Origin of the sequence: Serratia rhizosphaerae (assembly GCF_009817885.1) — a bacterium.
Taxonomy (GTDB): Bacteria; Pseudomonadota; Gammaproteobacteria; order Enterobacterales; family Enterobacteriaceae; genus Serratia_B; species Serratia_B rhizosphaerae.
In genome coordinates this window covers 1,175,315-1,188,978 of the sequence record NZ_CP041764.1, presented here as the reverse complement: position 1 = coordinate 1,188,978, position 13,664 = coordinate 1,175,315, and the positions used below count along the sequence as shown (strand labels likewise).

The 13,664-nt window shown below is 54.3% G+C and carries 8 protein-coding genes, 2 tRNA genes, 3 rRNA genes and 1 other annotated feature (1 of these 14 cut by a window edge); of the genes, 10 read left to right on the top strand and 3 right to left on the bottom strand.

The features are described 5' to 3' along the window. Positions 1-64, bottom strand: a sequence feature (Phe leader region) (it extends 63 nt beyond the left edge of the window). From pheL to bamD, 3 genes are all read right to left on the bottom strand, one after another. Further along, the gene (gene pheL / locus FO014_RS05650) at positions 16-63 is read right to left on the bottom strand and encodes a pheA operon leader peptide PheL (protein ID WP_102024999.1); all 48 of its coding nucleotides are present in this window, start codon (positions 61-63) and stop codon (positions 16-18) included. (Overlaps the previous feature by 48 nt.) 121 nt (positions 65-185) lie before the next feature. Then, entirely contained in the window at positions 186-530 is a 345-nt protein-coding gene (gene raiA, locus FO014_RS05645; protein ID WP_105229877.1) for a ribosome-associated translation inhibitor RaiA, read from the bottom strand. 312 nt (positions 531-842) lie between these two features. Continuing rightward, the gene (gene bamD / locus FO014_RS05640; RefSeq protein ID WP_160028241.1) at positions 843-1,574 is read right to left on the bottom strand and encodes an outer membrane protein assembly factor BamD; all 732 of its coding nucleotides are present in this window, start codon (positions 1,572-1,574) and stop codon (positions 843-845) included. Positions 1,575-1,705: 131 nt separating this feature from the next. Between bamD and rluD the strand changes: the two genes are divergently transcribed. From rluD to FO014_RS05590, 10 genes are all read left to right on the top strand, one after another. Beyond that, positions 1,706-2,683, top strand: coding sequence for a 23S rRNA pseudouridine(1911/1915/1917) synthase RluD (gene rluD / locus FO014_RS05635; protein ID WP_105229878.1), 978 nt, complete (start codon positions 1,706-1,708; stop codon positions 2,681-2,683). Continuing rightward, a complete protein-coding gene (yfiH, locus tag FO014_RS05630; RefSeq protein ID WP_111737689.1) occupies positions 2,683-3,414 on the top strand; it encodes a purine nucleoside phosphorylase YfiH in 732 nt (243 codons plus the stop codon). Before rluD ends, yfiH begins: the two co-directional genes overlap by 1 nt. Positions 3,415-3,543: 129 nt before the next feature. Then, entirely contained in the window at positions 3,544-6,117 is a 2,574-nt protein-coding gene (gene clpB / locus FO014_RS05625; protein WP_160028240.1) for an ATP-dependent chaperone ClpB, read from the top strand. Positions 6,118-6,617: 500 nt separating this feature from the next. After that, a 16S ribosomal RNA gene (locus FO014_RS05620) occupies positions 6,618-8,159 on the top strand. Between the two features lie 87 nt (positions 8,160-8,246). Further along, a tRNA-Glu gene (locus FO014_RS05615) sits at positions 8,247-8,322 on the top strand. A 221-nt stretch (positions 8,323-8,543) separates the two neighbouring features. Continuing rightward, positions 8,544-11,451, top strand: a 23S ribosomal RNA gene (locus FO014_RS05610). Positions 11,452-11,557: 106 nt separating this feature from the next. Then, positions 11,558-11,673: ribosomal RNA gene (rrf, locus tag FO014_RS05605) — 5S ribosomal RNA — on the top strand. Together the 16S, 23S and 5S rRNA genes with 2 tRNA genes alongside form the textbook arrangement of a ribosomal RNA operon. A 91-nt stretch (positions 11,674-11,764) precedes the next feature. Next, a tRNA-Asp gene (locus FO014_RS05600) sits at positions 11,765-11,841 on the top strand. A 310-nt stretch (positions 11,842-12,151) separates the two neighbouring features. Next, on the top strand, positions 12,152-12,859 hold the full coding sequence (locus FO014_RS05595; RefSeq protein ID WP_160028239.1) for a beta-ketoacyl synthase chain length factor: 708 nt from the start codon (positions 12,152-12,154) through the stop codon (positions 12,857-12,859). Then, positions 12,852-13,661, top strand: a complete 810-nt coding sequence (locus tag FO014_RS05590) for a lysophospholipid acyltransferase family protein (protein WP_160031361.1) — start codon at positions 12,852-12,854, stop codon at positions 13,659-13,661. The genes FO014_RS05595 and FO014_RS05590 overlap by 8 nt, the downstream gene beginning before the upstream one ends. The last annotated feature ends 3 nt before the right edge of the window (positions 13,662-13,664 follow it).

Genomic DNA, 13,664 nt, shown 5'->3' with positions numbered 1-13,664 from the left:
CGAAACGCCTCCCAATCAGGGGAAGGTAAAAAAGAATGCGAAGAAAAACGGTGTGCGTTGCATTTGGGTATCCAAGTCTGTTGCCAACAGGTTTTAAAGTAACCGCAGGCTTTTCCCTGTGTCAATAAAAACCGGCAGACAAAAAACGCGCCGGGAGGCGCGTTTGATGTGGTACAGGCCTGATATTATGATTCTTGCTCCGGCGCCGCTTCCGGCACGATATCTTTCACGCTGGCGTAGGCGCGGCGTGCTTCACCCTTGTGCTGCACCTTGTTCAGCTGGCGCTCCAGCTTGGCGATCAGCTCGTTGATGGCGGTATACATATCTTCATGCTTGGCGCTGGCGACCAGCGGGCCATTCGGCGTGGTGATGGTGGCATCGGCCACAAACCCTTTCGGCTCTTTGGACAGCACGATATGCGGGTTAATCAGTTGGGCCTGCCATTTATCCAGTTTGGTGAGACGGTCTTCGACATGACTACGGATTGCGGGGGTGATATCCATTTGTTTGCTGGTAATGTTGATTGTCATATGACTTACCTCTCTTGTCTTTCCGTCTTTGGATAAATTCAGCATACCCCCGTTTTGGCGTAAATGGGCGACGAAAATCGCCTTTTTTTGTCACTTTTTGCAAAGTTAGTTCAATCTGTGATTTGCTTTCGGAAACCGTTAACTGACGCTTGAGTCTTGGTGCGTAATGGCGCATTATCGATAGGTTAACCGGTGAAAGTTCTTTGCTAACGCCGTGTTTTGGCTGGCGTATTTTTTATCATCCGTTAAGAGTGCGCCAAAAAAAACGGCAGCCCAGGGCTGCCGTTTTGTCTTTCTGCTGTGCAGGATGCATCAGGCGCGGTTGGCGGCGATGACTTTCGCCACTTTGTCCGCCTGGCTGTTCAGCTGCAGCTGCTTATACGCATTTTCCATCAGCGGCAACGCATCGCGGGTCGCTTTGGTATCCGGGTATTCACGCATCATCTGCTCGACGCGATTAACAACCGCGACGTACGCACCGCGTTTAGTGTAGTATTCCGCCACTGACAGCTCATACTTGGACAGACGGTTCTTCAGGTACACCAGACGCTTTTGCGCGTCGGTCGCATACTGGCTGTTCGGATACTGCTGAATCAGCTGGCTGAAGTCGCGGAACGCGGCACGGGCGTGCTGCGGATCGCGGTCTGAACGATCGACCCCGAAGAAGCCCTGCAGCGCGCTGTCATCCAGCGCCATATCCGTCAGCCCGCGCATATACATCACATAGTCGATGTTCGGGTGCGTCGGGTTAAGGCGGATAAAGCGATCGATAGACGCCTGCGCCAGCGGCAGATCGGCCGATTTATAGTAGGCATAGATCAGATCGAGCTGTACCTGCTGGGAGTAAGGCCCGAATGGATAGCGGTTGTCTAACGCTTCGAGTTGCGTAATCGCGCCCTTGAAGTTACCGTCCTGCAATTTTTGCTGGGCGTTAGCATAGATTTCCGAAGGCGGGTTGTCGGGAACCGCATCCTTGGAACTGGAGCAACCTGCCAGCGCCAGGCTCAACGTGGCTGCAGCCACCAGATATTTCATACGCGTCATGACGTTTTGATTATCCTCAGGGTGTTATTCCGGGAGACTGTCCGTTAAGCTCCCGACAAAGACCAGTTACAATAGCACATTATATTAAACGGCATCGCCGTGAAAACCCAACGTTAACGAAGAAGCTGCATATGGCACAACAAGTACAACTCACCGCAACGGTGGCCGAATCTCAACTCGGACAACGTTTAGATCAGGCTTTGGCCGAATTGTTCCCTGATTATTCAAGATCTCGCATAAAAGAGTGGATTTTGGAAGATCGGGTGCAGGTCGACGGCAAAACGATAAACAAACCGAAAGAGAAGGTGCTGGGAGGAGAGACGGTCGCCATTGATGCGCAGATTGAAGAAGAAGCGCGTTGGGAGCCGCAGAACATCCCGCTGGATATCGTCTATGAAGATGGGGATATTCTGGTGATCAATAAGCCGCGCGATCTGGTGGTGCACCCGGGGGCAGGCAACCCGGACGGCACGGTGCTTAACGCCTTGCTGTACCACTATCCCGAGATTGTTGACGTACCGCGCGCCGGCATTGTGCACCGTCTGGATAAAGACACCACCGGCCTGATGGTGGTCGCCAAAACCGTCCCGGCGCAGACGCGCCTGGTGGAAGCGCTGCAGGCGCGTGATATTACCCGCGAGTATGAAGCGGTGGCGATTGGCACCATGACCGCCGGCGGTACGGTGGAGGAGCCGATTGCGCGCCACTCCACCAAACGTACCCACATGGCGGTGCATCCGATGGGGAAACCGGCGGTAACCCATTACCGCATTATGGAGCACTTCCGCGCGCATACGCGGCTGCGGCTGCGGCTGGAAACCGGGCGTACGCACCAGATTCGCGTACATATGGCGCATATCAGCCACCCGCTGGTGGGCGATCCGCTGTACGGCGGCCGTCCGCGTCCGCCTAAAGGCGCATCGGACGCGTTTATCCATACCCTGCGCGGTTTTGACCGTCAGGCGCTGCATGCCACCATGCTGCGTTTGTATCATCCGATCAGCGGCATCCAGATGGAGTGGCATGCGCCGCTGCCGCAGGATATGGTCGACCTTATCGACGCGCTGAAAGCGGATACCGAAGAATTTAAAGACCAGATGGATTGGTGATGGAGACGTTGATTCTGCCCGACTGGCCGTTGCCGCAAGGCGTTCAGGCCTGCAGCACCACCCGCCGGGGCGGAGTCAGCCTGCCGCCTTATGATTCCCTGAATCTCGGCATGCACGTCGGCGACCGGCCGCAGTCGGTACAGCAAAACCGGGAATGCCTGGTGAGCGTCGCCGGCCTGCCGCAGATGCCGCACTGGCTGGACCAGGTGCATGGTACGCGGGTGGTACGCCTTAACGGGCAGACGCCGGACGATCTGCAGGCCGATGCGGTGTATACCCGTGAGCCGGGGCAGGTGTGTGCGGTGATGACGGCGGATTGTCTGCCGGTGCTGTTTTGCTCCCGTCGCGGCGACGAAGTGGCCGCCGCCCATGCCGGCTGGCGCGGGTTGTGCCATGGCGTGCTGGAGCAGACGATCGCCGAGTTTTATGCCGAGCCGGGCGAGATCAGCGCCTGGCTGGGGCCGGCGATCGGCCCGCGGCAGTTTGAGGTCGGTGCTGAGGTGCGGACGGCGTTTATCGCTGCGGATGCACTTGCCGAGCGGGCCTTTACCCCATTCGGGGAGAAATATCTTGCCGATATTTATCTGCTGGCGCGCCAGCGACTGCAACGCGCCGGCATCAACGCCGTTTACGGCGGTGACCGCTGTACCGTTAGCGAAAAGAGCGATTTCTTTTCCTATCGGCGCGATGGCATAACCGGACGTCTGGCAAGTTTAATCTGGCTGATATAACCTATTGAATTAGGACGATCCACTGACGCATAACGTAGTACCGATAATATAGTGTCGAAATAACCTTGAAAATTTGAGGAATGACCTCATTTAATCTCCAGTAGCAATTTTGACCATATTGGAGGTGTTATGCGTCTGGATCGTCTTACCAACAAATTCCAGCTGGCCCTCGCCGATGCCCAGTCTCTCGCCCTTGGGCACGACAATCAATTTATCGAACCGTTACATCTGATGAGCGCGCTGCTCAATCAGGAAGGGGGCTCGGTTCGTCCTTTATTAACGTCCGCCGGTATTGATGCCGGGCGCGTGCGTGTTGACATCGAACAGGCACTATCGCGCCTGCCGCAGGTTGAAGGCACCGGTGGTGACGTACAGCCGTCCCATGAACTGGTGCGTGTACTGAACCTGTGCGACAAACTGGCGCAGAAGCGCGCCGACAAATTTATCTCTTCCGAATTATTCGTTCTGGCGGTGCTGGAAGATCGCGGCACCCTGACCGAACTGCTGAAAGCCGCCGGCGCAACGGGCGACAAAATCAGCAAGGCAATTGACCAAATGCGGGGTGGTGACAGCGTGGAAGACCAAGGGGCTGAAGATCAGCGTCAGGCATTGAAAAAATACACTATCGACCTTACCGAACGCGCTGAACAGGGCAAGCTTGACCCGGTAATCGGCCGTGACGAGGAAATCCGCCGCACCATCCAGGTGCTGCAGCGCCGTACCAAAAACAACCCGGTGCTGATTGGTGAGCCAGGCGTGGGTAAAACCGCGATCGTCGAAGGGCTGGCGCAACGTATTGTGAACGGCGAAGTGCCGGAAGGTCTGAAGAACAAACGCGTGCTGTCGTTGGATATGGGCGCGCTGATTGCCGGCGCCAAATACCGCGGCGAGTTTGAAGAGCGCTTAAAAGGCGTACTGAACGATCTCGCCAAGCAGGAAGGCAGCGTCATTCTATTTATTGATGAACTGCACACCATGGTCGGGGCCGGTAAGGCCGACGGCGCGATGGACGCCGGTAATATGCTGAAGCCGGCGCTGGCGCGCGGTGAGCTCCACTGCGTTGGTGCCACGACGCTGGACGAATACCGTCAGTATATAGAGAAGGATGCGGCGCTCGAACGTCGTTTCCAGAAAGTCTTTGTGGCGGAACCGAGCGTGGAAGACACCATTGCGATCCTGCGTGGCTTGAAGGAACGCTATGAACTGCATCACCACGTACAGATTACCGACCCGGCGATCGTGGCTGCGGCAACGTTGTCGCACCGCTATATTTCTGACCGCCAGTTGCCGGACAAGGCCATCGACCTGATCGATGAAGCCGCTTCCAGCATCCGTATGCAGATGGATTCCAAACCGGAATCGCTCGACCGTCTGGAGCGCCGCATTATCCAGCTGAAGCTGGAGCAGCAGGCGCTGAATAAAGAGTCGGACGACGCCAGTAAGAAACGGCTGGAAATGCTCAGCACCGAACTGGAACAGAAAGAGCGTGAATATTCTGAGCTGGAAGAAGAGTGGAAAGCGGAAAAAGCCTCCCTCTCCGGCACGCAGAATATCAAGGCTGAGCTGGAGCAGGCGAAGATCTCGCTGGAACAGGCGCGTCGCGTCGGCGACCTGGGCCGGATGTCCGAACTGCAATACGGCAAGATCCCTGATTTGGAAAAACAGCTGGCGGCGGCGACGCAGGCTGAAGGCAAGAGCATGAAGCTGCTGCGTAACCGCGTGACGGATGCGGAAATCGCCGAGGTGTTGGCCAAAGCGACCGGTATTCCGGTGGCGCGCATGCTGGAAGGGGAGCGCGATAAGCTGCTGCGTTTGGAGCAAGAGCTGCATTCACGGGTGATTGGTCAGGATGAAGCGGTCAGCGCGGTATCCAATGCGATTCGCCGCAGCCGTGCCGGCCTGTCTGATCCGAACCGGCCGATCGGTTCCTTCCTGTTCCTCGGCCCGACCGGGGTGGGTAAAACCGAACTGTGTAAAGCATTGGCATCGTTCCTGTTCGACAGCGACGACGCGATGGTGCGTATCGATATGTCCGAGTTTATGGAGAAACACTCGGTCTCTCGGCTGGTGGGTGCGCCTCCGGGCTATGTTGGTTATGAAGAAGGGGGCTACCTGACGGAAGCCGTCCGCCGTCGTCCTTATTCCGTCATCCTGTTGGATGAAGTGGAAAAGGCGCACCCGGACGTGTTCAATATTCTGCTGCAGGTGCTGGATGATGGTCGCCTGACGGATGGTCAGGGGCGTACCGTCGACTTCCGTAATACCGTGGTGATCATGACCTCTAACCTGGGTTCTGATTTGATTCAGGAACACTTTGGCCAGATGAACTATGCGCAGATGAAAGAATCGGTGATGGAAATGGTGGGGCATCACTTCCGTCCTGAATTCATCAACCGTATAGATGAGGTTGTGGTATTCCACCCGCTGGGGCAAAAACACATCGCCGCTATCGCCAAGATTCAGTTGGATCGTCTGTATCAACGTCTGGAAGAGCGCGGTTACGAAGTCACTATCACCGAGCCGGCGTTGGAGCTGCTTGGCAAGACCGGTTACGACCCTGTCTATGGCGCACGTCCGTTGAAACGCGCTATCCAGCAGGAGATCGAGAACCCGCTGGCGCAGCAAATCCTTTCCGGTGAGCTGGTGCCCGGCAAACCGGTGACGCTGGACGTGGAAAACGACCATATTGTCGCCAAACAGTAGAAGGGCGTGAGTGGTATCTATAAAGAGGAGCGGGTAACCGCTCCTTTTCTTTTTGGCGGTTTTGTCGGGGTTGTCACTGAAGAGGGGCAAAAAAGTCCCTTTTTTGCCTAATAAATATCCTAAAATGACAATATCGCGTGTTTTTTGTGCGGTTGGCGTTTTTTTTGAAATTAGGGGTTGCGGCGTTCTGAGAACTCCCTATAATGCGCCTCCACTGACCGGGAACAACGACTGACAAGCCGCCGGGTCAGCGAGAAGAAAGCGAAATAAACGCTTGACTCTCCGGGCGAAAAGCGTAGTATACGCAGCCCGCGCCGATGAGAATTATCTCCGGCGATGCTCTTTAACAATTTATCAGACAATCTGTGTGGGCACTCACAAGGCGATATCCAGCATCTTCGGATGCAAAAAAATATCAAGTCTTGAAGAGTGACTAGCTGAAGTAAAATTCATGCAGTAAATCTTTGAGCAATAGCTATTAACTTAGCGAATCAAGCTTTTAATTGAAGAGTTTGATCATGGCTCAGATTGAACGCTGGCGGCAGGCCTAACACATGCAAGTCGAGCGGCAGCGGAAAGTAGCTTGCTACTTTGCCGGCGAGCGGCGGACGGGTGAGTAATGTCTGGGAAACTGCCCGATGGAGGGGGATAACCACTGGAAACGGTGGCTAATACCGCATAACGTCTTCGGACCAAAGTGGGGGACCTTCGGGCCTCACACCATCGGATGTGCCCAGATGGGATTAGCTAGTAGGTGGGGTAATGGCTCACCTAGGCGACGATCCCTAGCTGGTCTGAGAGGATGACCAGCCACACTGGAACTGAGACACGGTCCAGACTCCTACGGGAGGCAGCAGTGGGGAATATTGCACAATGGGCGCAAGCCTGATGCAGCCATGCCGCGTGTGTGAAGAAGGCCTTCGGGTTGTAAAGCACTTTCAGCGAGGAGGAAGGGTAGTGTCTTAATACGGCATTACATTGACGTTACTCGCAGAAGAAGCACCGGCTAACTCCGTGCCAGCAGCCGCGGTAATACGGAGGGTGCAAGCGTTAATCGGAATTACTGGGCGTAAAGCGCACGCAGGCGGTTTGTTAAGTCAGATGTGAAATCCCCGAGCTTAACTTGGGAACTGCATTTGAAACTGGCAGGCTAGAGTCTCGTAGAGGGGGGTAGAATTCCAGGTGTAGCGGTGAAATGCGTAGAGATCTGGAGGAATACCGGTGGCGAAGGCGGCCCCCTGGACGAAGACTGACGCTCAGGTGCGAAAGCGTGGGGAGCAAACAGGATTAGATACCCTGGTAGTCCACGCCGTAAACGATGTCGATTTGGAGGCTGTGCCCTTGAGGCGTGGCTTCCGGAGCTAACGCGTTAAATCGACCGCCTGGGGAGTACGGCCGCAAGGTTAAAACTCAAATGAATTGACGGGGGCCCGCACAAGCGGTGGAGCATGTGGTTTAATTCGATGCAACGCGAAGAACCTTACCTACTCTTGACATCCAGAGAACTTAGCAGAGATGCTTTGGTGCCTTCGGGAACTCTGAGACAGGTGCTGCATGGCTGTCGTCAGCTCGTGTTGTGAAATGTTGGGTTAAGTCCCGCAACGAGCGCAACCCTTATCCTTTGTTGCCAGCGGTTCGGCCGGGAACTCAAAGGAGACTGCCAGTGATAAACTGGAGGAAGGTGGGGATGACGTCAAGTCATCATGGCCCTTACGAGTAGGGCTACACACGTGCTACAATGGCGTATACAAAGAGAAGCGAACCTGCGAAGGCAAGCGGACCTCATAAAGTACGTCGTAGTCCGGATTGGAGTCTGCAACTCGACTCCATGAAGTCGGAATCGCTAGTAATCGTAGATCAGAATGCTACGGTGAATACGTTCCCGGGCCTTGTACACACCGCCCGTCACACCATGGGAGTGGGTTGCAAAAGAAGTAGGTAGCTTAACCTTCGGGAGGGCGCTTACCACTTTGTGATTCATGACTGGGGTGAAGTCGTAACAAGGTAACCGTAGGGGAACCTGCGGTTGGATCACCTCCTTACCTAAAGATATCCTGACTGTGCAGTGTCCACACAGATTGTCTGATGAAAAGAACGAGCAAAGCGTCTGCGAAGCCGACATATACCGTGTCCCCTTCGTCTAGAGGCCTAGGACACCGCCCTTTCACGGCGGTAACAGGGGTTCGAATCCCCTAGGGGACGCCATTTGCTGATATCGGGTGAAAGACGGTATCAAACGATATCTCAAAACTGACTTGCGAGTCATGTTTGAGATATTTGCTCTTTAACAATCTGGAACAAGCTGAAAATTGAAACATGGCAGCTGAAACTTGTCCCCCGTAGAAGTTCGGGATGAGGAGTAACCTGTCATAGAGTCTCTCAAATGTAGCAATGCGACGATGTCGAAAGACACCTTCGGGTTGTGAGGTTAAGTGACTAAGCGTACACGGTGGATGCCTAGGCAGTCAGAGGCGATGAAGGGCGTGCTAATCTGCGAAAAGCGTCGGTAAGGTGATATGAACCGTTATAACCGACGATACCCGAATGGGGAAACCCAGTGTGTTTCGACACACTATCGTTAAGTGAATACATAGCTTAACGAGGCGAACCGGGGGAACTGAAACATCTAAGTACCCCGAGGAAAAGAAATCAACCGAGATTCCCCCAGTAGCGGCGAGCGAACGGGGAAGAGCCCAGAACCTGAATCGGCTTGTGTGTCAGTGGAAGCGTCTGGAAAGTCGCACAGTAAAGGGTGATAGTCCCGTACACGAAGATGCACAGGTCGTGAGTTCGATGAGTAGGGCGGGACACGTGTTATCCTGTCTGAATATGGGGGGACCATCCTCCAAGGCTAAATACTCCTGACTGACCGATAGTGAACCAGTACCGTGAGGGAAAGGCGAAAAGAACCCCGGCGAGGGGAGTGAAATAGAACCTGAAACCGTGTACGTACAAGCAGTGGGAGCACCTTCGTGGTGTGACTGCGTACCTTTTGTATAATGGGTCAGCGACTTATATTTTGTAGCAAGGTTAACCGAATAGGGGAGCCGTAGGGAAACCGAGTCTTAACTGGGCGTCTAGTTGCAAGGTATAGACCCGAAACCCGGTGATCTAGCCATGGGCAGGTTGAAGGTTGGGTAACACTAACTGGAGGACCGAACCGACTAATGTTGAAAAATTAGCGGATGACTTGTGGCTGGGGGTGAAAGGCCAATCAAACCGGGAGATAGCTGGTTCTCCCCGAAAGCTATTTAGGTAGCGCCTCGTGAACTCATCTTCGGGGGTAGAGCACTGTTTCGGCTAGGGGGCCATCCCGGCTTACCAAACCGATGCAAACTCCGAATACCGAAGAATGTTATCACGGGAGACACACGGCGGGTGCTAACGTCCGTCGTGAAGAGGGAAACAACCCAGACCGCCAGCTAAGGTCCCAAAGTCATGGTTAAGTGGGAAACGATGTGGGAAGGCACAGACAGCCAGGATGTTGGCTTAGAAGCAGCCATCATTTAAAGAAAGCGTAATAGCTCACTGGTCGAGTCGGCCTGCGCGGAAGATGTAACGGGGCTAAACCATGCACCGAAGCTGCGGCAGCGACGCTTATGCGTTGTTGGGTAGGGGAGCGTTCTGTAAGCCGTTGAAGGTGTGCTGCGAGGCATGCTGGAGGTATCAGAAGTGCGAATGCTGACATAAGTAACGATAATGCGGGTGAAAAACCCGCACGCCGGAAGACCAAGGGTTCCTGTCCAACGTTAATCGGGGCAGGGTGAGTCGACCCCTAAGGCGAGGCTGAAAAGCGTAGTCGATGGGAAACAGGTTAATATTCCTGTACTTGGTGTTACTGCGAAGGGGGGACGGAGAAGGCTAGGCTAGCCGAGCGACGGTTGTCTCGGTTTAAGCGTGTAGGGGGAGTGACCTGGTAAATCCGGTTACTTGCTAACCCTGAGGCGTGATGACGATGCACTACGGTGCAGAAGTAGTTGATGCCAAGCTTCCAGGAAAAGCCTCTAAGCTCCAGGTAACACGAAATCGTACCCCAAACCGACACAGGTGGTCAGGTAGAGAATACCAAGGCGCTTGAGAGAACTCGGGTGAAGGAACTAGGCAAAATGGTGCCGTAACTTCGGGAGAAGGCACGCTGGCGCGTAGGTGAAGTCCCTTGCGGATGGAGCTGAAGCCAGTCGCAGATACCAGCTGGCTGCAACTGTTTAATAAAAACACAGCACTGTGCAAACACGAAAGTGGACGTATACGGTGTGACGCCTGCCCGGTGCCGGAAGGTTAATTGATGGGGTTATGGGTAACCAGAAGCTCTTGATCGAAGCCCCGGTAAACGGCGGCCGTAACTATAACGGTCCTAAGGTAGCGAAATTCCTTGTCGGGTAAGTTCCGACCTGCACGAATGGCGTAATGATGGCCAGGCTGTCTCCACCCGAGACTCAGTGAAATTGAACTCGCTGTGAAGATGCAGTGTACCCGCGGCAAGACGGAAAGACCCCGTGAACCTTTACTATAGCTTGACACTGAACATTGAGCCTTGATGTGTAGGATAGGTGGGAGGCTTTGAAGTGTGGACGCCAGTCTGCATGGAGCCAACCTTGAAATACCACCCTTTAATGTTTGATGTTCTAACTCGGCCCCCTAATCGGGGGTGAGGACAGTGTCTGGTGGGTAGTTTGACTGGGGCGGTCTCCTCCCAAAGAGTAACGGAGGAGCACGAAGGTTAGCTAATCACGGTCGGACATCGTGAGGTTAGTGCAAAGGCATAAGCTAGCTTGACTGCGAGAGTGACGGCTCGAGCAGGTGCGAAAGCAGGTCTTAGTGATCCGGTGGTTCTGAATGGAAGGGCCATCGCTCAACGGATAAAAGGTACTCCGGGGATAACAGGCTGATACCGCCCAAGAGTTCATATCGACGGCGGTGTTTGGCACCTCGATGTCGGCTCATCACATCCTGGGGCTGAAGTAGGTCCCAAGGGTATGGCTGTTCGCCATTTAAAGTGGTACGCGAGCTGGGTTTAGAACGTCGTGAGACAGTTCGGTCCCTATCTGCCGTGGGCGTTGGAAGATTGAGAGGGGTTGCTCCTAGTACGAGAGGACCGGAGTGAACGCACCACTGGTGTTCGGGTTGTCATGCCAATGGCATTGCCCGGTAGCTAAGTGCGGAAAAGATAAGCGCTGAAAGCATCTAAGCGCGAAACTTGCCTCAAGATGAGTCTTCCCTGGGCCTTTAAGGTCCCTGAAGGAACGTTTAAGACTAAGACGTTGATAGGCTGGGTGTGTAAGTGCAGCGATGCATTGAGCTAACCAGTACTAATGAACCGTGAGGCTTAACCTTACAACACCGAAGGTGTTTTAGAGACGCGATTTTATTTTCAGCGAAGTTCCGAGATTGGATTGACCGGCGGCGTGGATGCGTTGCGGGTTGATTGAAACAGAATTTGCCTGGCGGCAATAGCGCGGTGGTCCCACCTGACCCCATGCCGAACTCAGAAGTGAAACGCCGTAGCGCCGATGGTAGTGTGGGGTCTCCCCATGCGAGAGTAGGACACTGCCAGGCATCAAATAAACGTTATCAGAGTGACGCCTGATAATTGCGAGGCTCAAAAGAAGCCTTGCTGCTTTGAAAAAAGCAACGTAACAGAATCGGTGGAGCGGTAGTTCAGTTGGTTAGAATACCTGCCTGTCACGCAGGGGGTCGCGGGTTCGAGCCCCGTCCGTTCCGCCACTTTATTGATAAGCCCTGAGTCTCTGACTCAGGGCTTTTTCATGTGCAAAAATCACACCTAATAAAACTCTTAGTACCTTACCCTGGAAAGAACGCTGCGGTTATCAGCCTATTTTATTCCTGTCTCGTTCGGCTTTAATGCGTTAGCACAATGCGACGCTGGCAGATTGATATATAGTTAACTGACTAATAAATAAAATTTATTTTCACTAAAATAAATGCAGGTTATAAAATCAGACTTTTAGCCATGTTATCCGGGGGTAAATATCATAAATTTATGCACGATATATTCTGGTGACAAGCGGGTCGCATGAAGATACTCAATTGGTGGGCGTTGGCCGCCGGATATGAAACTGCAGATAACTGGCGTCAGTGGGCCAGAGGGCCACATGGCGAGACAACCACGCAGACTTTGCCTCCTTGCCCACATATTCCCATGATGTCTTTACGACGCATGAGCGCAGGCACACGCTTGGCCGTCGAATGTGGTCTGACATTGTTGGAGCAGCAGGTTGTGGATATGGCCATCTTTACCAGCCGCCACGGCGAGCTGGAGCGCACCCATAAGATCCTGCAGCACCTGAACCAGCAACAATCGCTGTCGCCGACCGATTTTGCCATGTCGGTGCATAATACCGCTGCAGGCTGGTTAACTATCATTGCTAAAAATACCTTACCCACCACCTCTCTGGCCGCTGGCGAAGACAGTTTTCAACAGGGAATACTGGAAGCGCTGGGGATATTAGCCAGCGGCGCGGCGGAACGGGTTTTGTTGGTGGATTTTGACGGTGCGCTGCCTGAGGTCTACCAACCTTTTGTCTCGCTAACCGCTCGCCCCTATGCGTTGGCGCTGCTGTTGGCGGCGGGGGAGTCATTACAATGCGTACCGGTCGCCAGGCAAGCGGCCGCTGAGTCTTTACCACAAAGTTTATCCTTTCTGCGCCACTGGTTAAGCGGGCAAACAGAGTTTATCGTGCCGGGTCCGCGACACGATTGGCGCTGGACGCATGATGGCTAGGAAAGCTAACCCCACGCCACCCTCATCGTGGCTGAACCGCAGCTGGCGCGTGGTTGCGACCGGCGGATTATTCGCCCTGTTTGGCGTCGGCGGCCTGCTGCTCTCCTGCGTTTGGTTCAATCTGCTGCGCCTGCTGGTGCGTGATTCGGCCCGGCGTCATCAGCTAACTCAGGATTCTATCCGCCACAGCTTTCGCGTTTTTCTGGCCGCCTGCCGTTTTTTCGGCGTACTCGATTATGCTTTCGAGCATGAAGAACGTCTGCAAGAGGATGCCGGCTGTCTGGTGATCGCCAATCATCCCAGCCTGTTGGACTATGTGCTACTGGCTTCGCGCATGCCGCGCTGCGACTGCATCGTTAAACAGGCGCTTTTGCGCAATGTATTCGTGCGCGGCGTGATTAAGGCGGCCGGTTATCTGGCGAATGCCGAATCTGAGCGTTTACTGGAGCAGTGCCGGCAACGTCTGGCCAGCGGCGGCACGATTCTCATCTTCCCCGAAGGGACGCGCACCACGCCGGGAACCACGCTGACGCTGCAGCGCGGTGCGGCGAATATCGCGATTCGCAGCCAATGTCCCATCCGACTGGTGCAGATCCACTGCGAGCCGCCAATGCTGACGAAACAGGGCAAATGGTATAATATCCCGGCGACAAAACCGCAGTTTCGCGTAACTGTTCTGGATAAGATCGATACGCGCACTTTTATGCGCGAGGACGATGTTTCTCCTGCCCGCGCAGCAAGACGTTTAACCCAGCATTTAACTGACGCCTTACAGTCAGATTCTATAAATAATGAGAAATAGTGG

What these genes read in the sequence shown, in the direction of transcription:
- raiA (WP_105229877.1), bottom strand. Translation starts at nt 530, where the DNA reads ATGACAATCAACATTACCAGCAAACAAATGGATATCACCCCCGCAATC.
- bamD (WP_160028241.1), bottom strand. Translation starts at nt 1,574, where the DNA reads ATGACGCGTATGAAATATCTGGTGGCTGCAGCCACGTTGAGCCTGGCG.
- rluD (WP_105229878.1), top strand. Translation starts at nt 1,706, where the DNA reads ATGGCACAACAAGTACAACTCACCGCAACGGTGGCCGAATCTCAACTC.
- yfiH (WP_111737689.1), top strand. Translation starts at nt 2,683, where the DNA reads ATGGAGACGTTGATTCTGCCCGACTGGCCGTTGCCGCAAGGCGTTCAG.
- clpB (WP_160028240.1), top strand. Translation starts at nt 3,544, where the DNA reads ATGCGTCTGGATCGTCTTACCAACAAATTCCAGCTGGCCCTCGCCGAT.
- FO014_RS05595 (WP_160028239.1), top strand. Translation starts at nt 12,152, where the DNA reads ATGAAGATACTCAATTGGTGGGCGTTGGCCGCCGGATATGAAACTGCA.
- FO014_RS05590 (WP_160031361.1), top strand. Translation starts at nt 12,852, where the DNA reads ATGGCTAGGAAAGCTAACCCCACGCCACCCTCATCGTGGCTGAACCGC.